Below are 24020 nucleotides of genomic sequence, written 5' to 3' on the forward strand. Positions count from 1 at the left end.
CCCGGCTGGGGGCTCAGGCAACCACCTAGCTTGAGACTTACTCGTCTAGGGCTCGAGCGTGGCGGGCATGCCGAAGGCGGCGACGTGACGGGCACCGATGAAGGCGTTGCTCTCTACGATCTTCCCGTTCTCGATCCGGAGTACGTCGACGACCAACGCCTCGTAGTGCGGGCTGCCGGGCCGGCGGAGATAGTTGATCAGCGCAGGGCGCCCGTTGGCCGAGGTGGGGAACGTACGCCAGTCGAGCGGTCGGCCGAGGAACTCCGCGGCCGCGTCGATCCCGACGACCGGCGGCTCGGGCGGCATCGTGATCCGTACGTCCTCGGCGAGCAGTGCCCGGATCGTCTCCGGGTCCTTCGCGTTGGCGTAGCGGCGCAGGATCTCTTCGTCCTCACTGGTGAGCTGCGGGCGGCGCCAGTCCTTCGGGTCCGACGGAGCGTGCCGCCGAAGAGTGTGGCGGGCCCGCTGGAGGAGGCTGTTGACGGCCGCTACGGCGGTGTCGAGCGCGGCGGCGATCTCCTGCGGCGTCCAGCCGTAGACGTCGCGCAGCACGAAGGCCGCCCGCTGCCGCGGCGGCAGGTACCTGAGCGCTGCGATCACGGCCAGCTCGACGGTCTCCCGGGCGGCGAGACCGGTCTGCGGATCGTCGGCCAGCAGGGCGTCGGGATAGGGGCCGAGCTCGGTGGACCACTCCAGCGGATCACCGTACGGTACCGTCCGGTGACCGGCCGCCTTGCGGCTGTCGAGGAAGACGTTCGTGGCGATCCGGTACAACCAGGTGCGCGCCGACGCCCGACCCTCGAAGCGGTCGCGAGCCCGCCAGGCCCGCAGGAAGGTCTCCTGCACCAGGTCGTCCGCGTCGGTGACGTTCCCGGCGAGGCGGTAGCAGTGGACGTGTAGCTCACGCCGGTGCTCGTCGAAGGCGCGCTGAAGCCAGACCGCCGGCTCATCAGGCGATTCGGACATGTGACTTTCCCGGGGCTGAGTGGTCCTCACCACCGTACTGACGACTGAGGACCCATCCGTCATCGGTCACCGATGACGACCGTCGACTCGGTCGTCTGTACCTGTGACCGATCCCCACTGCACGAAGGAGACAGCCATGACGGCAACCCCCGCGTCCAGCGCCGCCGCGCCCCCGGTCGTCGACCGGGAGACCTGGCTGCGCGAGCGCGACGAACTGCTGGTCCGGGAGAAGGCCCATACCCGCGAAGGAGACGCGATCGCAGCCGCCCGTCGCCAGCTGCCGATGACCTTGATGCCGACGGTGACGGTGCGGGGCCCTGGCGGGGACACCCCGCTGGTGGAGGTGTTCGAGGGCCGCCGGATGCTCATCGCCTACTTCCACATGTGGCACGACGGCAAGCCGTACGAGCAGCAGTGTGAGGGGTGCACCTTCTCGACCTGTCACATGCAGATGCTGGACTACCTGCACGCTCGGGACGTCACCTACGCCGTGTTCTGCGAGGGTCCCTACGACGAAAGTGCCCCGTTCGCGGATTTCATGGGCTACAGGTTCCCCTGGTATTCGGCGAGAGACTCCGACCCAGCTCTGGCCGACGGTCGCGGCTCCGGGTTCATCGCGTGCTACCTGCGCGACGGCGACAAGGTCTATGAGACCTACTGGACCACCGGGCGGGGCGTGGAGGCGTTGACGACCACCTACCACGCCCTGGACCTCACGGTGTACGGCCGGCAGGAGAACTGGGAAAACTCGCCTGAAGGCTGGCCACGGGTCACCGGGCACCCGTGGCGTCTCAACGGCCGCCCCACCGCGCAATGGTCACGCCCCGGCGTCGCACCGCGATGACGTCCTGATGATCGAGGTGATCATGCTCGGGTCGGCCGCGGTGCCAGCCTGCTGCCACGTCGTGCCGCGGGCGGGCGCTTCCCGCAGAGCCCGAATGCCTGCGGGTGCCGGCAGGGGAAGTGAGGCCGGAAGTCAGCGGGCGGGGCAGCGTTTCCCTTCGGCGGGGACGGTGAGGTCGATCAGGTACGCGTCGACGGCAGCCGTGATGCAGGCGGTCTGCGGGTACGCGGTGTGACCCTCACCTTCCCAGGTGAGCACCCGGCCGACGCCGAGCATCTCGGCCAGCGCCGGGGTCTGCTCGTACGGCGTTGCCGGGTCGCCGGTGGTGCCGACGATCAGGATGGGCGGGGCGCCGTCGGCGCGGCCGGTGGGGTAGGGGTCGCTGCCGCCGGGCCATTCGGTGCAGGAGATCAGGCCGGTGGCCAGCGCCGGGCCGAACAGCGGGTACTGCGTGCGCCACTGGGACTGCAGTTGGCGGATGCGGTCGAGGTTGGGCCGTTCCTCCTCGTCGGCGCAGTTGATCGCCGTGTTGGCGTCGAAGAGGTTGGTGTAGTGGCCCTTGTCGTCGCGGTCGGCGTAGCTGTCGGCGAGGCGGAACACGCCCTGCGGGTTGCCGCCCTCCAGTTGGTCGATGGCGCGGGCCAGCTCCTGCCAGCCGCTCTCGGTGTAGAGCGAGGAGATGACGGCGTAGAAGACCCAGCCGGCGGTGGCTTCCCGGCCGTCGGCGGAACGGGCCGGTGACACCCGGGCCTTGTCGATGGCGGAGATGACGGCGGCGCGGGCGTCGGGCGCGATCGGGCAGCGGGCGGCGTTGGCCGCGCACCACCGGTGGAAGTTGTCGAAGGCCCGCTCGAAGCCCTTGGCCTGGCTCTCCGATCCCTCGATCAGGCCCTGTCGGGGGTCGATCGCGCCGTCGAGCACCAGCGCCCGCACCCGGGAGGGGAACAGCTGGGCGTACGTGGCACCGAGCAGCGTGCCGTAGGAGTAGCCGAGGTAGGTGAGTTTGTCGTCGCCGACCGCCGCGCGGATCGCGTCCATGTCCCGGGCGGCCTGCTCGGTGCCGTACAGCGGGAGTTGGTCGCCGTACTTGTCGCCGCAGCCCCGGCCGATGCGGTTGGCCAGCGCCACGAGGTCGTCGAAGGACTGCTGGTTCTGCGGGTCGGGGTCGGAGCCGAAGACGGCGTCGAGGTCGGCGTCGGAGATGCACTCCACCGGGCTGGACCGGGCCACCCCGCGTGGGTCGAAGCCGACGATGTCGAAGCGTTCCATGATGCGGTCGGGCAGGCCGCCGTACTGCTCGCCGAAGGAGAGGTAGACGGCGGTGTCCACGCCCGAGCCGCCGGGACCACCGGGGTTGACCAGCAGCGAGCCGATGCGGTCGCGTTGCTTGTCGGAGCGGGCCCGGATCAGGGCGATCTCGAAGGTCTCGCCGGCACCGGGGCCGGTCGTGGCGGCACTGCCGCCGGCCCAGTCGCGGGGGACCTGGATGCGGGTGCATTCGTACCGGATGCCGGGCGCGCCCCGCCCGACCACCTCGTCGGCCACCTCCGGGCAGGCCTGCCAGGTCGGTGTCGTGCCCGGTGGGGCGGCCTCGCCCTCGACGTCGCTGCGCGGCGCGAGTGCCGGCAGGGTGCATCCGGCGGCGACCACCGCAGCGGACACCAGGCCGGCGATGGTCAGCCGTCGGCGGCGGCGGATCGGGTCGGTAGTACGGGTCACGAGCGAGCCTCCGTGATCGGTGCGATCGTCAGGCTACGCGGAGCCGGTGCCGGACCCGACCGTCACCGTCGGATCGCCGCGCAGGACCTGGTCCACGTCGAACCGGACCGGCCGGTCCAACTGGTCGTACCGGCAGGAGAGCGGGTCGCGGTCGGGCCGCCAGCGGACGAACCGGGCGGTGTGCCGGAACCGGTCACCCTCCATCGCGTCGTAGGCCACCTCGACCACCAGCTCCGGGCGCAGCGGCTCCCATTCCAGGTTCTTGGTGCCGGTCCACCGGCTGACCCCGCCCGGGATGCGTTGGCCGCGCTCGTGGTCGCCGTGCACCCACGGGTGTTCGGCTCCGACCTCGCGGTAGGGGGCCAGCTCCTCCAGCAACTCGGCCCGGCGGGCCATGGTGAACGAGGCGCTGACCCCGATGTGGTGCAGCACCTGCGCGTCGTCGTAGAGGCCGAGCAGCAGTGAGCCGACCACCGGGCCGGACTTGTGCCAGCGGAACCCGGCGACCACCACGTCCGCGGTGCGGGCGTGCTTGACTTTGAACATGAGCCGCTTGCCCGGCTCGTAGGGCAGGTCGGCGGGTTTGGCGATCAGCCCGTCCAGCCCGGCGCCCTCGAACACGTCGAACCAGCGACGGGCGGTGTCGGCGTCGGTGGTGATCTGGGTGACGTGCACCGGCGGGCGCACCTTGGCCAGGGCCTGCTCCAGGCGCGCGCGTCGGGTCGGGTAGGGCACGTCGAGCAGGCTCTCGCCGTCGAGGGCGAGCAGGTCGAAGGCGACGAAGTCGGCGGGCGTGGTCTCGGCGAGCAGCTTCACCCGGGAGGCGGCCGGGTGGATGCGTTGGGCCAGCAGCTCGAAGTCGAGCCGGGGCGCGGCCTTCGGGCCGTCGCGGCGGATCACGATCAGCTCGCCGTCGACCGCGCAGCGCGCCGGCAGCTGCCGGCGGGCCTGCTCGACCACCTCGGGGAAGTAGCGGGTCATCAGCTTGCCGCCCCGGCTGGCCAGCTCCACCTCGTCGCCGTCGCGGAAGATGATGCAGCGGAAACCGTCCCACTTGGGCTCGTAGGTCATGCCCGGCCCGGTGGGGATCGACGCGACGCTGCGGGCGAGCATCGGCTCCACCGGCGGGTTGATCGGCAGGTCCACGGCGACAGTCAATCAGACCCCACCGACAACGGTGAGGCAGATCACGGCTGGTCGGTGGGTGGCGTGTCCGCCGGTGGGTCGTCACCACTCGCCTGGGAGATTCGCATAACCGCAGGTCAGAGCTACTTTCGCGGGGTGTCGGAGTGGGTGTGCGGGTGCTGCGGACGGTGGCGGGTCAGCGTCGAGCTGATCCGGGGCCGGCACGTCTACCGGCTGGTCCACCGCTATCCCCGCCGCTTCGGCGGCGGCGACAACGTGCTCGGCGAGGTGGCCACGGTGGCCGAGTTGGCGGCGCTGTTGCGCCGGTGGAGCCCGGTGGATCTTGCCGACCTGCACGAGGCCGCGTGACACCCTGTCGGGCGGCCGCTCGGCAGTGCCCGAAGGTCAGCAGGACCGCAGGTCAGTAGCGGGCGAAGGAGCGGATCGGCATCCGCGGGCCGAATCGCGGCGCATGGATGCCGGCGGCTTCCAGCAGCCGACAGACCCGGCCCCGATGCCCCCGGAACGGTTCCAGCAACTCCAGCATCCGGGCGTCGTCGGCGCGTGCCTCGCCGGCCAGGGCCCAGGCCACCGTGTTCGGTACGTGGTAGTCGCCGACGCTTACCGCGTCCGCGTCCCCGTACGCCACCCGGACGACCTCGGCGGCTGTCCACGGGCCGATCCCGTTGATCGACAACAGGGCACGGGTGGCCGTTGACGAGTCCGCGCTGCGTTCGAGGCGGTCCGCGACGGCGGCGGCGCGGCGCAGCGTCTCGGCGCGGCGCTGCTCCACACCGAACGGATGGAAGACCCAGTAGGGGGCGGCTGCCACGGCTGCCGGCTCGGGGGGCAGGAGCAGCGACACAGGTCCCGGCGCCGGCTCGGCGAAGTGGCGGACGGTGGCCGCGTACGCCCGGTATGCCTCCTTGCCGGTGACCTTCTGTTCGAAGACGGCCCGGAGCACCCGGGGGAAGACCAGCCCGGTGGCGGGCAGCCGCAAGCCGGCGTGCTGGGCCGCGAGTCGGGCCACCACGGGGTGCGACCGGGCGAGGTCGGCGAAGCCGGTGAGGTCGTCGTGCAGCCCGGCGATCGCGTCGGCGTGCTCGACCATCCAGCCGGCGCCGGGCCCGTACCCGTCGGCACGCAGCTCCCCGCCGGTGCTCTGCAGGGCCAGGGTGGCGGGCCCGATCGGGGTACGAGCGGCCCACCAGAGGGTGTCGCCGGTGATTCGTGCGCAGGGATCGTACGGGCTGAAGGTGATTGGCCGGATCGATGCGACCAGCCGGTAGTCGGGTGGCGGGCGCAGCGTCCGGCTCGCGGTGGGCGCGGTCCCGGTCACGACCCCACTGTGCCACCTCGGCGGACGCCTGATCAGCGCGGGGCCTGGCACGTTTCGGGTCCCCGGACGGTGCCAATGAACCGTACGTTCACCTCCTGGCCACCTGAATGGCCAGGATTCTTCGGTCAAATACCCGCAAATACAGATGTAGCTGGCGCCACAATCCGACACGACGGTAATGGCAAGGTTTGATCACTATCTCGTTAGTCAACTGCGCTGTTATGGTCCGACCTGCGCGGTATCCGTCCGGCCTGCAACGACGCCGGTGCATGGCCCGGTGGCGGACGCCGGTCAACCGACAGGGCCGGGACCGCGCACCACGGGGACTTGTGCAGGAGGTAACGGAATGACTGCCGTAGCGGTTGTTCAACCAGGACGGCCCACGGCCGTCGTTCCGCCGCACGGGCCTCAGCACTGACGTGGTCACCGAAGGGTGACCCGTCGGACCTCGACGATCTGATGATTGCGCTGCGCGTCTACCGCCTTCTTCCGCCTGCTGTCCGGCGCCACCTGCTCCGGCTGCTCCCCGAGCATCAGCGGCTCGCCATGGTGCGTACCCTCACCCGCCCTCGCGGCGGGGAGACGGCGCACCCGGTCGGCGCCCGGGTGACCGTTTCCGACGACGGGGTCCGCACCGAGGCCGAGGTCGTCGCGGCGGCCACGCCGCTGCAGATGTGGCACCGCAACCTGACCGCCGTCACCTCCGCGCTGGAGTCCGCCGGGATCCAATACCACTGCGTACGCAACGACGACTACCTGCGCAGCACGGTGGCGGTCCTGGACGACAAGCGCGACGCGCTACGGCAGCTGGTCCGCACCGCGCCCGAGCTGTCGGGCGCACACGTCCGGATCGTCGAGGTACGGCCCGAGCGCCACCAGCCGGACCGGGCGCCGACCGAGGTCATCCAGGTGTGGTTCCCGGTGACGGACGCCCGGGCGGGCCTGGTGCTCGGCGCGCAGTTCGCCTGCGAGATCGAGCTGTGGACCCGGGTCGGCGACGTGGTCCGGGCACCCCGGCACAACGCGGTGATCGACGAGGCCCCGGCCCGCGCCGAACCGGTACGGGTCGCTGCCGCGCTGCTCAGCCACTTCGTGCCCGAGGCCGACGACCACACCTACGGCACCCGTCGCGACCTGGCCGTACGCGCACCGGACCGGGTCGGCTTCCCGATCGACGCGGTCTACACCTGGGTCGACGGCTCGGACCCGGAATGGCGCGAGCGCAAGCAGGCGGCGATGGGGACGCCCGGCGGTCCGCTGCACGCGATCGCCGCCAACACCTCCCGCTACCACAACCGGGACGAGCTGCGGTACTCGATGCGTTCGCTGCACAGCTTCGCACCCTGGTTGAGGAAGATCTTCGTGGTCACCGACAGCCAGTTGCCGAGCTGGCTCGACCCGACCCACCCGATGATCACCGTCGTCTCGCACGCCGAACTGTTCGCCGACATCGGTGGCCTGTCGTCGTTCAACTCGCACGCCATCGAGTCCCGGCTGCACCGCATCGAGGGTCTGGCCGAGCACTTCCTCTACCTCAACGACGACGTCTTCCTGGGCCGGCCACTGCTGCCGACGCACTTCTTCCACGCCAACGGGATCGCGAAGTTCTTCCTCTCCCCGGCACAGTTCGGGCTCGGCGAGGCGAAACCCAGCGACCCGCCGGTCAACGCCGCCGGGAAGAACAACCGCCGGCACATCCAGCGTCAGTTCGGCGTGACCATCACGCAGAAGATGAAGCACACCCCGTTCGCCCTGCGGCGCAGCATCATGCACCAGATCGAGGCGATGCTGCCGGCGGACGTGCTCGCCACGGCCCAGCACCGGTTCCGCCACCACGAAGACCTGTCGATCCCGTCGTCGTTGCACCAGTACTGGGCATATCTGACCGCTCAGGCCGTCCCAGGGCACATCGAGTACGAGTACACCGACCTCGGCCACCCGTCGACGCCCGCGCGCCTGGCCGAGCTGCTGGCCCACCGCAACCGCGACGTGTTCTGCCTCAACGACACCGACTCGGACCCGCGCGCGTTCGAGGAGCAGGAGCGGATGCTTGCCGACTTCCTGCCCCGCTACCTGCCGTTCCCCGCACCGTTCGAGCTGCCCGACGACGAGGTGGCCGAGCGCCGCGACCTCGGTGCCAGCGCCCTGTGGCGCGACGCGCAGCGGCCCGTCCCGGGTACGCGTCGGACTCCACAGGTCGACGCACCGACCCTGCCCAACAGCAGACGCAGCTCGTTGGGCGATTTCCAGGTTTCCTGACCAGATCGGCCAGTTGCCCCGGGCGGAAGGCCCGGGGCAACTGGCCGATCTGTCGGTACGGCCCCGCTACGCGTACCGGTGCGCGCGGTTGCGCCTACTGCCTCGCTCGAACTGGCTGGCCACCGGGAAGTAGCTCTCCAGGAAACCGGCGACGATGCGATTCTGCTCCGCCTCGTCGAGTTGACCGTGGTGGGTGTCGTTGAGGCAGAACGCGTCATAGCCTCTAGTGATGAGGATCTGGGTCAGCTGCGGGTGCTCGCTCGGATCGCCCGTGTTGACGTAGCTGACCCGGATGCCGCCCTGCACCGAACGTCCGGTGAGATACCCGTAGTAGTGGTGCAACGAGGAGGCGACCGAGACGTCGGCGTGGTCACGTAGCCGGCTCGCCGCAGTCCGGTCGATCTCGCCGGCGAAGGCCTTGTCCAGGTCGTACGCCACACTCCGACGCATCGCGTACGGCGCGTGCAGGAGGCCGTGGGTGAGGGTGGCGTCGAACGCCTGCCGGATGAGCCGTCGGTTGTTCTTCGCCGCGCTGAAGTTGAAGTCGTCGTCCGCGCTGACCTCCAGCATGGGAATGGAGGTCGGGGAGAGGAAGAACTGCGACAGGCCGTTGCTGCGGAAGAACAGTGTCGGCCCGACCGGGCGGCCCAGGAAGAAGTCGTCGTTGAAGTAGAGGAAGTGTTCCGCCAGGCCGTCGATGTGGTGCAGTTGCGATTCGATGGCGTGCGAATTGAACGTCGGCAGCGCGCCTCGGGAGCCGAAGAGATCCCGGTGGTCCACCACGGTGATCCGCGGATGGTCGGTGTCCAGCCAGGACGGGCTCTGCCCCGCGGTGACCAGGTAGATGTTGCGTACCCAGGGCGCGTACATGTCGATGGACCGCAACGAGTAGCGAAGCTCCTCGCGGTCGCGGAACCGGGCGGTGCTCCCCGCCGCCTCGACCGGTGCCCGCCCCAGGCTCGCCAGGAGGCTGTTCTTGTCGGCCACCCAGGTCGGATCCGACCCGTCGACCCAGGTGTAGACCACGTCGACGGGGAAGTCCACCTCGGAGACGAGTCGCTGGGTGAAGGGCTCGATGGTGGGGTGCTGCCGATCCCGGACGGTGAGGACTGCCGGTGCCATCGCCGCCACCGGCACGGAGTTGCCGAGCAGGGTGCGGCGGGTCGCGATCAGTGCGTCGCCCTCCGGTGAAGGCACCCAGAACTCCACGTCACAGCCGAGTGCGGGACCGTAACGCAAGGTCCGCGACGTGGAGACGATCGGTCGGAACACCCGCAGTCCCCGCGCGTCGGCTGCGCGCGGCTCGGTGGCCAGGCACGCTGCCAGCGTCACCCCGGTCACCTTGGCATCGGTCGTCAGGGTCTCGACGTAGTACGGGGCCTTGGCGAAGGCGGCGGCCAACGCCGACAGCGTCGCCTCCTGCTGCTCCAGCGCGACGACAACCCGGTGCCGTACGCCCGGATCGCGGGCGACCCAGTACGGGATGCCGGACCGCTCCAGCACGTCGACCACGGCGGTGAAGTTGGCGTACGCGGCATCGGCGGGCGTCAGGTCATCGGCCACGACACTGAGCCGTCCACCGCTGCGCACCAGTCCGGGTACTGCCTCGTCGACCTGCTGCTCCAGCGACTCCAGGTCGGGGCCGGTGGCGACATGGGAGGGCCGGGGGGCAGCGGGCGCGAAGCCGGACCCGCCCGCCCGTGCCAGCCAGGTCGCGAGCCGGTCGGCGCGAAGCTGTTCGGTGCCGGCGTGCTCGGCGACGAGTTCGGCGAACAGGTTCTCCCACCGCTGCATGATCGGCCCGATGCGGTACCGCTCGGCAGCGACGAGAGCGTTCGCGCCGAAGCTACGCCGCAATTCGTCGTCGGCGACGAGCCGGATCAGCGCCTGGGCGAGCTGGTCCTCGTCGCCGGAGCTGACCAGCAGACCGTCCACGCCGTGCGTGATGATCTCGGCCGGGCCGGTCTGGATGTCGTAGCTCACCGCGGGTACACCTGCGGCGAACGCCTCCAGCAACACCAGCGGCAGCGCTTCGCCGTCCCGCGAGGAGAGCAGGGCGACGCTCGCCTTCGACCACTCCTCGGTCATCCGGTCGGTCGCGCCGAGGACCTGCACGTTGTCGTGCAGACCGAGGTCAGAGGCGAGGCGACGCATCTCCGGCAGCAGCGGGCCGTCGCCGTAGACCCGCAAGGTCCAGTCCGGATGGGCGGCGGCCACCTTGCCGAAGGCGCGGATGGCATGGTCGATCCGCTTCTCCGGCACCATCCGCCCGGCGATGGCCACGACCGGGTTGCGCAGGTCGGAGCGGGGTCGGTAGCCGTCCGGAATGCTGTTGGGGATGACTTCCAGCCGCGGGCAGGACGTGCCGAAGGTGTCGACGAACCAGTCCCGTGTCCGGTCGGTCAGCACGACGAGGGCGTCCAACCGGGGGGACATCTGGAACAGCGGCTGGCCCGTCCCGCCACGTAGCTGCGAGGGCCGGTGTTCCTGGTGCACGGTCACCACCCCCGGGGGCGCCAGCGTGGTCGCCAGCGACATCAGGGCGGGTGACGACGAGACCAGCACGTCGGTGTCGAGCGAGCGCAGCGCCCGCTCGACCTCCAGGTCGGCCAGTCGGTTGAACTGCCTCTCCCAGGGCTTCGGGATCAGTCGGCTGGCGCTGTTCGCCAACGCCACGTAGCTGGCGTCGTCGACCGAGGTGGCCCGGTGAGGGCGGGGAGTGGGCCCGGTCAGGTCGACCAGGTAACGGCGGCGTACCCGCTCGTCGATGGCGAAGAAGCTGGTGTCGCTGGTGCGGAAGACGCTTATCACTTCGACGTCGTGTCGTCGTGCCAGGTAGTCGGCCTGGGTCAGGATGGCCCGTTCGGTTCCGCCAAGGGCGTCGGCTGTGTTGAGCAGGAAGGTGATCTTCATGTCGGTGCCCCCGTGAAGTGCAGACAGGCAACGGCAAGATTGCCGGCCTTGGTGTAGTACGGCCGGTATCCCACGAAGTGCCGGTCGCCGACCACCACGGTGGACCGGCTGACCCGCAGGACCGTGCGCGGATCACGCAGGTCGTGGAGGAACCGGCCGAGACGGATCATGCGCGTGGGGGAGGTGCGTACCCATGCCTCCCAGATCACCTCGGTGCCCGGCGGACCGGAGGCCAGCTCGGCCAGGGGCACGACGAACTCGAACCGGCCGTCGACCGGGTCGATCGGGATGACCAGGTCTGCGCCACCGGCGCGCGGGGTGAAGACCACGACCGGGTCCTCCAGCGAGCGGACGCCGAGCAGGCGAGCCTGGATTCGCGCCTCGGTGCGTCCCGTTGCCAGCTGGATCACCTCGGCACGGGCCTTGGCCCCCGCGACCGTGAGTTGGGCCAGCCCGTGCGGGCCGAGGCCGGGTTCGTACCGCCAGCCGGAGATCGGGTGCGGCGGTGCCGGCACCGTCGGTCCGTCGTGCTCCGGCGACTCGCCGGCGCGCAACGCGAACTGCTGCTCACCGGCCTCGCCGGACACCGCGAGCGCCAGCGACCAGACACCCTTGGCGAGCGAGATGTCGTCGTTGCCCGTCCCGAAGGCGGCCTGCACCCGTACCCCGAAGGCGTCGCCTTCCGCCTCGACCGTTGCCGGGCACTCCACGACCTGCGCACCCTGGAGGAAGATCAGGGTGGCCCGGCTCGGAGCGGGTACCGCGGCACTGGGCAGCAGCGCGTGCAGGTGCAGCGTACGTCCGTCGAGTACCGCGAAGAAGTCGCAGTCGACCTCGGGCAGATCGGCGACGGGATCCCGGCGCAGCTGGTTGGTGCGGCGGGCGAGACGATCCGCGACCAGACCGGCTCGCCGTCGGGCGCCGTACACCACCTGGAGCAGTCGCAGTGGAGGCTGTGCCGGCCGGCGACGTTCGCTCGGGCTCATCCGACCGGCTCACGGTCGTCGATCGCGCCGTCGACCTGGCCGTCGCGAGACGGCCGGGCGGCGGCGGGCGTGGCGTGGCCAGGCAGGCTCGCCGAGGCGAGCGCCGTCGCGGTGTGTCGTGCCCGCTCCGCTTCGACGTCGGCGGGCAGCTCGAACGGGGCGCGGAACGGGAAGTACGCCGTGAGGAACTCGGTGAGCATCGCGTGCTGTTCGGGAATGGAGACCTCGGCCGACTCGGTGTCGTTCAGGCAGAAGGCGTCCCGATCACGCCGGGCGAGGAGCCGTGCCAACTGCACAGGCGTGGCGGGATGGGCCAGGTCGGCGTAGGTGTAGGCGATGGTCGCGGGAGTTGCCTTGCCGGAGAAGTACGACCAGTAGTGCTGCAGGGACGACGGGATCGACAGGTCGGCCGGGTGCCGGAACTGATGGTCGGCGGTACTCAGCACCTCGTCGGTGAGCTGTCGCTCGATGTCTTCCAGCACGCTCTTGCGCAGGGCGTACGGCACATGGCGCATCTTCTGCGTGATCGTGCGTCCGAACCGATCCTGGATGTGCCGCCGATTGTTCTTCCCGGCGGCGGTGACCGGAGCGTCGTAGATCGTCGCCGGGCCGACGTCGAGTTGAGCCGGCGAGGGGAAGAACTTGGCGATCCCGTTGGCGTGGAAGAACTTGGTCGGCAACAGCGGCCGCCCGAAGAACATGTCGTCGTTGACGTAGATGAAGTGCTCGCTGAGACCCTCGATGCGGTGCAACCGGGACTCGATGGCGTGTGAATTGAAGGTGGGCAACTGGCCGGTGTCCCGGAAGATGTCGCGGTGCCGGACCACCTTGATCATGGGATGGTCGACGTCCAGCCACGGTGGAATCTGATCGTCCGTGACGAGATAGATCATCCGGATCCAGGGCAGGAAGCCCACCAGGGAGCGCAACGAGTAGCGCAGTTCATCCCGGCTGACGTATCGGGACGGGTCGAGGGCGACCTCGTTGATCTCGGCTCCCGCCTGTTGCCGCAGCGCCCGGTTCTTGCGCTCCAGCCAGTCGGTGTCGTTGCCGTCGACCCAGGTGTAGACGGCATCGATCGGGAAGGTGACGTGCTCGTGGCCCAGACCTGCGAATTCCGCCCGGCTGCGGTATCGGCCCGGCTCGCCACGTTCGGGGGCGAAGCGGGTCAGTCGGGAGGCCGGTACGGTGACCGGCTCGCCCTGCGCGGGCAGGGATGCGGCCACCTGGTTGCCGCGCGGTGCGACGATCTCCGCGGTCGGCCGGTCGCTCGGCGTCACGAGCTGCCAGAACTCGACCTCGGAGGCGAAGCGACTGCCGATGATCGTGGTGCTGCCCGGGTCCGACACGCAGTGGAAGACCTGCACGATGGCGCCCTGCTCGCTCGCGCTGACCTGCTTACCCTGTGCGTTGACCACGCTCACCGTGACCTGCGGCTGCCCGGCCAGCTCCTGCAGCACCCGGAGCGTCTCGCCCTTGCGCGCAAGGGGTACGGCGACCGCGCTGCGCAGGTCGTCGGCGTGACGGACGCAGAAGTAGTCGATCCCCGCCTTGTCCAGGGTCTGGGTCACGAGGTCGAGGTTGCGCTGCCAGAGTGCGAGCGGCGTGGCCTGCTCGACCACCTCGGCTGCTACTCGACGACCGCCGTCGCGGACCTGGTGCACTCGACCGACGGGGGTGTGGGTCTGACGTGGCGCCAGCCGGGTCAGCCGGCGTACGAGCCAGAGCTGCCGTTGCGGCGGAAGGGCTTGGACGATCCGGAGTCGATAACGCTTCGGTACTACCCGGTGGATGCGTAATGCCATCGTCATCGCCTCGCTTCGACGGTGGCCGAACTACGCGGAACGCGATGCCAGAGAAGGTCAGCAGACAAGCCGAGATCCCATGTGTCGTCGCCCCGGGCCAGGCCGGGAGCCCCCGATAAGTTGTCGACTCACCGCGATGGGCGTCAGGCTCGGCGCACCGTGGCCGGACGCCCCGGCGCGCGACGTGTGGCAATGTACCAGTCAGCCGGTTCGTGTGGATACTTGCCGTTCGGTCACCGGCCATCAACTGTTCGTCTTCTTTCGCATAACCGTGCCCGGTCGATTCGGCTCACCGACAGACGACGATGGCCGGCCGCGCCCCGACGGGCTGCGGCCGGCCATCCGACTGACAGGATCAGTAGTCGTAGTCCGAGTCGGAACTGTCGGACTTGGTCTTCGATGGCGGCTCGACCGCCTTCGGGGTGCCCTTGGGCAGGCACTCCAGGTTCTTGCTGCCGTCGGGGTTGACCACGAACCAGGTGCCACCGACGCCCTGGCCCTTCCACTGGCCCGGCTTCTTGTCACCGATGTAGGTGTAGAGCGGCCAGCCGTCCAGGGTGATCTGGCGGGTGCCGTCGGGGCGGGTGATGGTGCCGACCGCGTCGTCGGAGACGCCCTTGAGCTTCGGGTTGCCGTCGGTCAGCGCCGGCGGCCACACCTCGGCGCACTGGTCCTCGCAGTTGGTGGCGGGCGGGTCGTTGCTGTCGCGGTCGAAGCGGTACAGCAGGAAGCCGTCCTGGTTGACGACCGCGCTGCCCATCCGGGGGAACTTCTTGCCGGTCAGGCTCTCGGTCAACTCGACACCGTCGGGCAGCGGGGCGTCGGCTTCAGGCTCCGCTCCCGGCGACGCCGAGGCGCCCGGTTCGGCGCTGGCCTCGGGATCCGCGCTGCTCTCCGGGTCCGGGGTGGCCGTGGAGTCGGCCGCGGCGACAGCGACCGGTTCCGCCACGCCGGGGTCTGCTCCGTTGTAGCCCGCGGGCGCGCAGGCCGTAAGTGCGACCATGGCGCTCGCGACAACGACGGTGCGCTTCATCTTTGCCACGTGCCCTCCTCATACTTGACAAGTCACCGGGAAGTACGGGAAACGAGGCTGTCAAGGTTGAAAGCAGAAGGGTGGCTCATTTCACACCCGGATGATTGAACCGGAATCGACAGCTGTCCGTGTGTGGGCGTACCTCCGCCGGCGCAGACGAGCAAGGGCCCGCCTCGACCGAGGCGGGCCCTGCTGCGTGGTGGTGAGTCAGTTGGCGGGCACCGTCACCAGTGGCTTGCCCGCACCCTTGCCGTCGACCTCCTGCACCTGGAAGTGCTTCACCGCGTCCAACTTGGACGAGGTGGCGGCGGCCAGGCTCAGCTGCTGCGGGTTGCTGTTGGTGCCGTAGCCGCCCTGCGGCACCGACCAGGTGGAGATGACCTCGGTGCTGGCATCCTCGCGCACCACCACCAGCCGGCACTCCCGGGGACCGGGCAGCCGACCCAGCGTGAAGGCGATGTTGGTGCCGAAATCCTTCGAGGCGAGGAAGAAGGTCGCCGTGACCCCGGTGGTCGGGTCGGTGACGTTGACCTTCCTGCCCTCCTGCGCGTTACCGCCGACCCCCGGATCACCCGGGTCACCCGAGCCGGTGTTCGGCACCTGCACCGGGCCGCTGGTCGGCCCGGCGATCTGCGGCGCGGTGCCGCTGTCGGCCAGGTTGCTGAACACCACCCCGGTGATCCCGCCGAAGACCACCACCGCGGCGGCGGTCGCGAGGATCTGCCGGAACCGTGCCCGGCGGCGGTGCGTACGCATCGCCACCAGCGTCCGGTCCAGCAGGACCGGATTCGTGTGGGTCTGCTCCAGCGCCGTCACCGACTCCGCGTCGATGTCGGAGAGCAGCCCGACCACCGGCACCATCGACTCCAGCTCGGCCGCGCACGCCCAGCAGGTTGCGAGGTGTTCCTCGAACCGTTCCATGTCCTGTTCGTCCAGCACGCCGAGCGCGTACGCGGCGACGTCCATGTGGTCAACCCGGCTCATTCCGTCACCCCCCTTTCCTGCAAGGCTGTGCGCAGCGCGCGCAGCGCGTAGTAGACCCGTGACTTGGCGGTGCCCAGCGGCAGCCCAAGTTCCTCGGCCGCCTCTGGCACCGTACGTCCTCGGAAGTAGGTCGCGACCAGGATCTCCCGGTGCGACTGGCTCAACGTTCGTAGTGCATCGGCCACCGTCATCGAACGCAGCACCCGGTCGGTGTTGTCCGACTCGGCGAACGCGGTCAGATCCCGGTCGTACGTCTCGGCCGGCCGGGCCTGTTCACTGCGGTGCTCGTCGATGGCGATGCGCCGGGCCACCGTCACCAGCCAGGGGCGCAGCGACCCCTGCCCCTGCGTGCCCAGCCGGTGGGCGTTGCGCCAGGCACGCAGCAGCGTCTCCTGGACGATGTCCTCCGCCCGCTGCCGGTCACCGCCGGTCAGCCGCATCACGAACATCAGCAACGGACCGGCGTGTTCCGCGTACAGGGTGCGGATCAACTGGTCGGAGTGGGCGGCCTCGGTGGTCGTCGCCTGGTGGCGGCCAGGGGCGGGTCGCGGCGTCACCGGGCTATTCTGGCGAGACACCGCACGCGAGTCGACCCCGTTGGTGGTCGTGGTCGGCCGCGACTGGGACCGGGCCGACATCCAGTCCACCCGCACCCGCTCGCCGCGCCAACCGGCCGCCAGTGTGTGCATGCAGACCTCCGTTGTCCATGGACAGAAAGCCGTCCCCCCACGGGCATGGCTGCCGATGGATACGCACGGCCCTGCCGAACAGATCAACGTCGGACGGAAAAAATTCCCGACGGCGGTGGCGTGGAGTCGGTGGCCTGCTCGTCGTGGACCACGGCAGCACCCCCGACGAAGTGGTCGAGGTCGGCTCCGGCGAGGACCCGGCCGGGAAACCAGTCACCGGCGGCCCGCCGGGTCAACTCCGCCACCGGTGGCTCCTGTCGACCGGCGACCAGCACCAGATTGCCGTAACGGCGGCCGCGCAGCACCGCGGCGTCGGCGACCAGACAACCCCGAGGCAGCACGGTACGGACGGTGGCGACCTGCCCCCGGGCGTAGCGCAGCGGCGGGCCGTCGGCGAGATTGGCCAGGTACCAGCCGCCCGGGCGCAGCACCCGGGCCACCTCGGCGGCGTACTGGACCGAGGTCAGTCGGGCCGGGGTGCGGGCACCGGCGAACACGTCGGCGACCACCACGTCGTAACTGTCGTCCCGGGTGCCGGTCAACGCCGCGCGGGCATCGTCGACCCGCACCCTCAAACGGGCATCGGCCCGCCATGGCAGGGCCCGCCGGACCAGGTCGACCAGGGCGGCGTCCACTTCGACCACCCGCTGGGCGGAGCCGGGCCGGGTGGCGGCGACGTAGCGGGGCAGCGTCAACGCCCCGCCGCCCAGGTGCAGCACCCGCAACGGGGCACCGGCGGGTGCGATCAGGTCGAACGCGGCGGCCAGCCGCCGGACGTACTCGAACTCCAGGTGGGTCGGGTCGTTCAGATCCACATGCGACTGTGGTGCGCCGTCCAGCAGGAGCGTCCACGAGCCGGGGCGGTCCGGATCCGGGGTCAGTTCGGCGAGCCCGGTGTCGACCTGTTCGGTGACCCGCTCGGTGTCGCGGCGGCGGCCCATCAGCGGTTGGTCCGGGCGGCGGCGGTCAGCGCACGGTGCAGCAGCCGGGCATCACCCAACCGGGACCGCAGCAGCCGCTCCAGGCCGGCGATCGGCACCAGATTCTGTGGGGCCCGGGGATCCTTGTACGGACTGGAGGCGAACCGGGGCAACGTGACAAGCGACAGATCCGCCAGCCGTACCGCCTCGGTGATCTCCAGGTCGGCGGAGCATTCCATCCGGACGATGCCGGCCCAGGGCGCCCCGGCGGACACCGGCAGCCGCAGGTACCACGACCAGCCACCCCAGGCGGTGCCGAGCCGGAACACCGGCGACCGGTGTCCCGGCGCCAGCCCGGTGACGACGGCGGTGAGCCGGGCGTCGAGATACTGGCTGTGCTGGGTCTTGATGTAGCCGAGGGTGCGCGGCAACTGCCGCCGGTTGCGCAACGGCCCGTCCACCACCAGCAGGTCGTCATCGGTACGCGCGGCGTCGGAGACCTCCACCTCCAGCGCGGTCAGCGGCCCCTGCACCGCGGCCGGCAACTTCGCCAACTCGCCGGTGCCACTGACCCGGTGCACCGGGTAGCGGACGGTGCCGGCCACCACGTCGCCCGCCGACGGGCTGGCGGTGAACAGTCCCCGGCCAACCTTTGCCCCGGCCAGGTGGGCCGCCCCACGCTCCAGATCGCACCGCACCACCCCGGCGGCGTACGAGGCGGCCAGGCCGGGGAAGGAGGTGCCGTCCTCCTCGGCCGTCCAGACGCTGGCGTCGATCCGGCGTACCCCGTCGACAAGCAGCACCACGTCCGGGGCCCGCACCCCCGGGCGGGGGCCGATGGCCCGCCAGTCCAGCGCGGGCAACTCGGCGTCGGCGTCGACCTGGGCGCTGCTCGGCGCGGCCGGCCCCGCCGCCGACGCCTCGAACGAGGCCCCGTAGGCGGGATCCCAACTGTCGACGAAGAACCGCGTCATGAGAGCCTCACCGGCCGGTGCGTTCGACGCGGGCCGAGCGGGCGTCCTTGCGTACCTCGAAGCGGACCGGGATCCGCTCGGCCAGCGCCGGCACGTGGGTGACCACCCCGACCATCCGGTCCCCCCGGGCGGCCAGGTTCTCCAGGGTGGCCGCGACGGTGTCGAGGGTGGCCGCGTCGAGAGTGCCGAAGCCCTCGTCGAGCACGATCGACTCCAGGCTGGCCGCCGTGGTGGAGAGCCCGGCCAACTGCTCGGACAACGCCAGCGCCAACGCCAGCGACGCCTGGAACGTCTCACCGCCCGACAACGTCCGCACCCCGCGACGCAGACCGGCGTCGTGGTGGTCGACGACGAAGAACTCGCCCTTGTCGTGGATCAGGTCGTACTGACCGCCGGAAAGCTCCCGCAGGATCCCCGACGCCCCGTCGACAAGCAGGTCCAGGGCTTCGGCCAGCAGCCACCGCTCGAAGTTGTTGGCCCGCAGGTGCCCGGCCAACGCCCGGGCGACCTGGGCCTGCCGCTCGTGCTCGGCGCGCTGCTCACGCAGCTCGGCGGCCTGCTCACGGCGCTCGACCAGCCGGCGTAGCTCGGCCTCGGCCCGCTCCACGGCGACCGTGGCGGCGCGCACCGGATCGTCGGGGGCCGGCAACCCGGCGTCGGCGAAGATGCCGTCGATGCGGGCGGCCACCGCGCGGGTCGCCGCCTCCGCGTCGGCCACCGACGTCGCCAGGCCGTCGCGCTGCGACCGGCGCTGTCGTGCCTGCTCCTGCGCCCACTCGGCCAGGGTGGCCCAGGCGGCGGCCAGGTCGTCCCGGTCGGCGGCCGGCGGACCGAAGCGGGCCAACCCGTCGCGGGTGCCGTCGAAGTGCCGCCACGCCGTACGCAGCCGTTCCTGCGCGGCATCCACCGTGCCCCGCGCCCGGCGCGCGGCGTCCCGACCGGCCCGTACCGCCGTGGCCGCCTCGTCCAGCGCCGCCCGCAGTCGGGTGTGTTCGTCGAGTCGCTCGCGCAGTGTCTGCGCACTCGCCGCGTCGGCGAGCAGTTCGTCCAATGCGGACAGTCGGGCCTGTATCCCGTCGTGTTCGGCGCGGGTGCGCACCAGCACCCGATCCAGGTCCCGCGCGGCCGCGTCGCGTTCGACCACCAGTCGTTTCGCGGCCTCGCTGGCCGCCCGCGCCGACTTGCCGGCGGCCACCGCGCGGGCCACCGCCGACCCGGCCGGCACCGCCGGTACCCGGGCCACCACCTGCTCGCACACCGGGCAGGCGTCCCCGTCGCTCAGGTGCGCCCGCAGCGCCGCCGCCTGGTCGGCGGTCTTGGCCTCCTCGTGGGCCTGGAACGCCGCCGCCAGCTCCGCCTCGGCCCGCTCGGCCGCCGCGGTCGCCTGCGCCAGCGCCGCCACGGCCGCGTCGTGTTCGGCGCCGGCGGCCTGCACCGCCGCGCGCAGCGCGTCGGCCTGACCGGCCAACTGCTCCCGCTCGGCGTAGGAGCGCAGCTGCAGTCGCAGGGTGCTCTCGTCGCCGAGGGCGGTCAACTCGCCGCGCAGCTTCTCCTCGCGCTCCTCGGCCAGCGACACCGCGTCGACCGCGGCGTCGGCCGCCGCACGGGCGGCGGCCACCGCCTGCGTCAGTTCGGCCGTGCCGTCCGGCGCCCGGACCGCGTCCAGCACGGACAACTCGGCGTCGAGGGCGGCCAGCGCCTGCATCACCTCGCGCGCCGTCGCCCGCGCCGTCTCCAGCTCCGGTACGGCGGCAGTGACCGCGGTGGCCAGCTCGGTCATCCGCTCGACCTGCTCGGTGGCCCGTTCCAGGGTGGCGTCGTCGGTGTCGGCGAGCCCGGCGAGCAACTGGTCGACGGCCTCCAGCTTCGCCTCGGCCTGCGCGGCACGCCCGGTGGCCCGCTGCTGCACCTGCTCGTAGACGCCGAGGCCGAGCAGGTTGACCAGGATCTGCTGCCGGGTGGCCGGCCGGGCGTGCAGGAAGTCGGCGAACTTCCCCTGCGGCAGCACCACGCAACTGGTGAACTGCTCGTACGGCAGGCCGACCGCCGCCAGCACCGCCTCGTCCATCTCGCCCGGGGTGCCGGCGACCACCTCGCCGAGATCCTCCGGGCTCAGCCCGGTGTCCAGCTTGGTGACGTCGAAGCCGTCCGGCATCAACTGCAACCCGGCGTTGGCGGTCTTCACGTTGCCGCGGCCGTCCCGGCGCACCACCCGGGTCGCCACGTACCGGGCCCCGGCCGACTCGAAGACCAGTCGCACCCGGGCCTCCGTCGCCGACGGGGCCAGCGCGTTACCCAGCCCGCGCGTGCCACCCCAGCGGGGCACCGTGCCGTAGAGGGCGAAGCAGATCGCGTCGAGCACCGTCGACTTGCCGGAACCGGTCGGCCCGACCAGGGCGAAGAAGTCCGCGTCGGTGAAGTCGATGGTGGTCTCGTCGCGGAACACGGTGAAACCGGCCAGGTCCAGTCGCATCGGCCGCATCAGTGCTCGACCTCCTCGAGCAGCTCGTCGAAGAGGTCCCGGACGCCGTCGTCGGCGTGCCCCCGACTGTCCAGGTAGTCGGCGAACAGCTGTCGGGGAGAACGCCCGGAACGCTGGGCGACCCGGGTGCCGCTGCCCGGCGCCGGCACCAGCTCCGGGTCGATGCGGATCTCCAGCGCGCGGGGGAACAACTCCTGCACCTCCTCGCGCAGCCCGGCGCGGGGCTGCTCGCGCACGTACACCCGCAGCCAACCCTCCGGTGCGGTGATCCCGGCGAGCTGCGCCAGCGTGCCGCGTACGGTGTGCAGCGCCGTGGCCGCCGTCACCGGCACCTCCCGCACCTGCGCCGCGGTGGTCGTGCTGACCTCGACCAGGGTCACCGACGGGACGTTCTCCTGCTCGCCGAAGTCCACTGCAAGGGGTGCCCCGCTGTAGCGGATCGGGCACGGTCCCTGCACCCGCTGGGCGCGGTGCAGATGCCCGAGCGCGACGTAGTGCGCGGTGCCGGGGAAGACCGTGGCGGGCACCGCGTACCCCATCACCGTGTGCGCGTCACGTTCACCGCCGCCGGTGGCCGCCCCGACCACGGTCAGGTGCGCGGTGACCAGGTGGACGCGGTCCGGCTCGGTGAAGCCCTCGGTCAGCCGGGCCAGGATGCGGCCCAGGTGGTCGGCGTAGGTCTGGGTGGTCTCCGCGGCGGTCAGCTCGTACATCTCCACCGCGCGGATCGCGTACCGCTGGGACAGGAACGGCAGGGCGGCCAGCTGCCAGCGTTCCCCGCCGGCGGTGGTGCCGTCGATGACGTGCTCGGCCGGATCCTCGCGGACCGCGCCGCGCAGGGTGATGCCGGCGGCCTCGGCCCAGGGACGCAGCGCGTCCAGCGCCGGGCCGTTGTCGTGGTTGCCGCCGATGGCCACCACGTCCGCGCCGGTACGCCGCAGCGCGGTCAACGCCCGGGTGACCAGCCGGGTCGCCTCCGCCGTCGGCGCGGCGGTGTCGTAGAGGTCACCGGCGATGACGACCAGGTCCGGCCGTTCCTGCCGGGCGATGTCGATGACCCCGGCCAGCACGTTCTTGTGCTCCTCGGCCCGCGACTGCCCCTTGAGGACCTTGCCCACGTGCCAGTCGGAGGTGTGCAGGATCTTCACTGGGTCCGCCTTCCCTGTGCCTAGAACGGGATGTCGTCGTCGACGCTGCCGCCGCCGGAGCCGACCACGGCGAACGGGTCGGCGGACTGGGTGATCGAGCGCAGCGTCTGCGACGGCGCGGCCCCGGCCTCGGAGACCCGGGTCGCCCAGGCCGGGAAGGGGAACTCCAGGCAGAGCGGGACCGGGATGTCCGGCTGGTTGACGAACATCGTGCCCGGCTTGGCCAGCAACGCGCGTTGCCGCTGGGCCGGCGGGAGGAAGCCGTACTCGGGACGGGACGCCTCGGCCGGGTCGAGCCGGCCCACCACCCGGATCGCCGAGTTGGTGACGATGCGGCGTTCCACCTCGCTGGCGGTCTGCTGGGCACCGATGAGGATCACCCCGAGCGAGCGGCCCCGCTCGGCGATGTCGAGCAGCACCTCCTTGATCGGGGAGGAGCCCTCCCGGGGGGCGTACTTGTTCAGCTCGTCGAGCACCACGAACAGCAGTGGCTTGGCGGTGCCGGCCTTCTCCTTGCGCTCGAACTCGCTCTTGAGCGTCACACCCACCACGAACCGTTGCGCGCGGTCGGGCAGGTTGTGCAGGTCGACCACGGTGACCTGGGCGCTCTCCGCGGTGTTGATCGAGTGCGGGCGGCGGGTGGCCAGGTCACCCCGGATCAGCCGGGACAGGTCCTTCTTGCTGCCGATCAACCGCCGGGCGAAGGCGTTGACCGTGCCCAGGCCGACCGCGCTGCCGGCCCACTCGCCGCGGGTCTCGTCGTCGCTGAGCTGCTCGACGATGTGGTCGACCAGGTCGCCGTAGCTGCCCAGGCGCACCCCGTCGAGGCTCACCCCACCGTCGGCCGGCTGGGCATAGCGGGCCAGGTGGGCGGCGACCGAGTGGACCACCATCGTGTACTGCTGGCGTTCGTCGTCGGCGTCGGCGAAGACGTACGGCAGGAGCCGGTCGGCGCAGAACTCCGACAGCGTCCAGTAGAAGCTGTCGACCCCGGTGAGCCGGCTGCTCACGTCGGGTGTGCCGGAGGAGTCGCCGACCCTCGGCGGGGCGTACACCCGTACGTCACCGAAGGCGTCGGCGACCAGGCCGAGCCGGGCGTACGCGGCCCGGGTGGCGTCGTCGAGCCGATTGTTCGGGTGGTCGAGGAAGAGCAGGTCCTCGCCCTTCACGTTGAAGATCAGCGCCTTGGCGTTTACCGCGTCACCGCCCAACTGCCCGGAGCGGAACACCGAGTAGAGCAGGAAGGTGGCGAAGCTGGTCTTGGTGGCCACCCCGGAGATGCCGGAGATCGACACGTGGGCGCCCCGGGTGCCGTCCAGGAAGTCGGCGTTGAGGTAGACCGGCACCCCGTCGCGGCCGGTGCCCATCGGGATGCGGCGCTCCATCCGGTCGAAGTGCAGCGCCCGCGCCCGGGCGTCGCCCTCGGCCCGGTGCACCACCGCGCCGGGCTGCGGCGGCACGTAGAACTCCGGGTCGACCCGGGTGGTGGTGATCTCGGCGGCCTCCTGCACCTGGGCGGGCAGGGTGCCGTCGGCGATGGCGAACACGTCGGAGTCGAACTGGGCGCCCTCGTGCCGCGCCCGGACTTGGGTGACCACCCCGGCGATGGTCACCGGCTCCCGGTCGGGCAACTCCCGGCGGGTCACCACCACGTCGTCGAGCTGCAGATAGCTGCCGGGGGCGACGGCCGTCCAGAACTGCAGGGGAGTGGCGTCGGCGGTGCCGAGCACCCGGCCGACACCTTCACCCGCGCCCTCGCCCGTGACGTCGAACCCCGGGTCAGTCATCGGGTGGCTCCTCCTCGGCGGTTATCGCGTACCGGGCGGTCATCGCG

At 71.1% G+C, this 24020-nt stretch carries 18 protein-coding genes; 3 read left to right on the forward strand and 15 right to left on the reverse strand.

The window, feature by feature from the left end:
* Positions 1-45: 45 nt before the first annotated feature.
* Complete coding sequence (locus tag EG812_RS17815; protein WP_126712225.1) at positions 46-966, reverse strand: RNA polymerase subunit sigma-70; 921 nt, start codon at positions 964-966, stop codon at positions 46-48.
* Between the two features lie 136 nt (positions 967-1102).
* Here EG812_RS17815 and EG812_RS17820 point away from each other — a divergent pair, with 136 nt between their 5' ends.
* Complete coding sequence (locus EG812_RS17820; protein ID WP_126712226.1) at positions 1103-1810, forward strand: DUF899 family protein; 708 nt, start codon at positions 1103-1105, stop codon at positions 1808-1810.
* A 132-nt stretch (positions 1811-1942) separates the two neighbouring features.
* Here the strand turns inward: EG812_RS17820 and EG812_RS17825 are convergent, their stop codons facing one another.
* Both EG812_RS17825 and EG812_RS17830 read right to left on the reverse strand, forming a co-directional pair.
* Positions 1943-3508 (reverse strand): alpha/beta hydrolase, encoded by a 1566-nt coding sequence (locus EG812_RS17825; protein WP_199743905.1) that lies wholly within the window; start codon positions 3506-3508, stop codon positions 1943-1945.
* A 54-nt stretch (positions 3509-3562) separates the two neighbouring features.
* Entirely contained in the window at positions 3563-4675 is a 1113-nt protein-coding gene (locus EG812_RS17830; RefSeq protein WP_126712228.1) for an ATP-dependent DNA ligase, read from the reverse strand.
* A 135-nt stretch (positions 4676-4810) separates the two neighbouring features.
* Here EG812_RS17830 and EG812_RS17835 point away from each other — a divergent pair, with 135 nt between their 5' ends.
* On the forward strand, positions 4811-5023 hold the full coding sequence (locus EG812_RS17835) for a hypothetical protein (protein WP_013732349.1): 213 nt from the start codon (positions 4811-4813) through the stop codon (positions 5021-5023).
* Positions 5024-5075: 52 nt separating this feature from the next.
* On the opposite strand, the gene EG812_RS17840 is transcribed toward EG812_RS17835, so the two are convergent.
* Positions 5076-5993, reverse strand: a complete 918-nt coding sequence (locus tag EG812_RS17840) for a DNA-3-methyladenine glycosylase family protein (RefSeq protein WP_013732350.1) — start codon at positions 5991-5993, stop codon at positions 5076-5078.
* A 459-nt stretch (positions 5994-6452) separates the two neighbouring features.
* Between EG812_RS17840 and EG812_RS17845 the strand changes: the two genes are divergently transcribed.
* Entirely contained in the window at positions 6453-8252 is a 1800-nt protein-coding gene (locus EG812_RS17845; protein WP_126712229.1) for a stealth family protein, read from the forward strand.
* Positions 8253-8318: 66 nt separating this feature from the next.
* Here the strand turns inward: EG812_RS17845 and EG812_RS17850 are convergent, their stop codons facing one another.
* The 11 genes from EG812_RS17850 to EG812_RS17900 form a co-directional block, all read right to left on the reverse strand.
* Positions 8319-11165: a stealth family protein gene (locus tag EG812_RS17850; protein ID WP_126712230.1), complete on the reverse strand. Its 2847-nt coding sequence runs from the start codon at positions 11163-11165 to the stop codon at positions 8319-8321.
* Entirely contained in the window at positions 11162-12151 is a 990-nt protein-coding gene (locus EG812_RS17855; RefSeq protein ID WP_013732353.1) for a hypothetical protein, read from the reverse strand. Before EG812_RS17855 ends, EG812_RS17850 begins: the two co-directional genes overlap by 4 nt.
* On the reverse strand, positions 12148-13956 hold the full coding sequence (locus EG812_RS17860; protein ID WP_233579530.1) for a stealth family protein: 1809 nt from the start codon (positions 13954-13956) through the stop codon (positions 12148-12150). Before EG812_RS17860 ends, EG812_RS17855 begins: the two co-directional genes overlap by 4 nt.
* 355 nt (positions 13957-14311) lie before the next feature.
* Positions 14312-14998, reverse strand: coding sequence for a COG4315 family predicted lipoprotein (locus EG812_RS17865; protein ID WP_043720096.1), 687 nt, complete (start codon positions 14996-14998; stop codon positions 14312-14314).
* A gap of 198 nt (positions 14999-15196) precedes the next feature.
* Entirely contained in the window at positions 15197-15973 is a 777-nt protein-coding gene (locus tag EG812_RS17870) for an anti-sigma factor (protein ID WP_043720100.1), read from the reverse strand.
* Complete coding sequence (locus EG812_RS17875; protein WP_126712231.1) at positions 15970-16662, reverse strand: sigma-70 family RNA polymerase sigma factor; 693 nt, start codon at positions 16660-16662, stop codon at positions 15970-15972. Before EG812_RS17875 ends, EG812_RS17870 begins: the two co-directional genes overlap by 4 nt.
* 83 nt (positions 16663-16745) lie before the next feature.
* Positions 16746-17603 (reverse strand): spermidine synthase, encoded by an 858-nt coding sequence (locus EG812_RS17880; RefSeq protein WP_126712232.1) that lies wholly within the window; start codon positions 17601-17603, stop codon positions 16746-16748.
* The gene (locus EG812_RS17885) at positions 17603-18556 is read right to left on the reverse strand and encodes a hypothetical protein (protein ID WP_013732360.1); all 954 of its coding nucleotides are present in this window, start codon (positions 18554-18556) and stop codon (positions 17603-17605) included. The genes EG812_RS17880 and EG812_RS17885 overlap by 1 nt, the downstream gene beginning before the upstream one ends.
* 7 nt (positions 18557-18563) lie before the next feature.
* Positions 18564-21038, reverse strand: a complete 2475-nt coding sequence (locus tag EG812_RS17890) for an AAA family ATPase (protein ID WP_126712233.1) — start codon at positions 21036-21038, stop codon at positions 18564-18566.
* Complete coding sequence (locus EG812_RS17895) at positions 21038-22186, reverse strand: exonuclease SbcCD subunit D (protein ID WP_126712234.1); 1149 nt, start codon at positions 22184-22186, stop codon at positions 21038-21040. Before EG812_RS17895 ends, EG812_RS17890 begins: the two co-directional genes overlap by 1 nt.
* A 20-nt stretch (positions 22187-22206) precedes the next feature.
* Positions 22207-23973 (reverse strand): ATP-binding protein, encoded by a 1767-nt coding sequence (locus EG812_RS17900; RefSeq protein WP_013732363.1) that lies wholly within the window; start codon positions 23971-23973, stop codon positions 22207-22209.
* Positions 23974-24020 lie beyond the last annotated feature (47 nt).

The organism is Verrucosispora sp. FIM060022 (genome assembly GCF_003977705.1).
GTDB classification, from domain to species: Bacteria; Actinomycetota; Actinomycetes; order Mycobacteriales; family Micromonosporaceae; genus Micromonospora; species Micromonospora gifhornensis.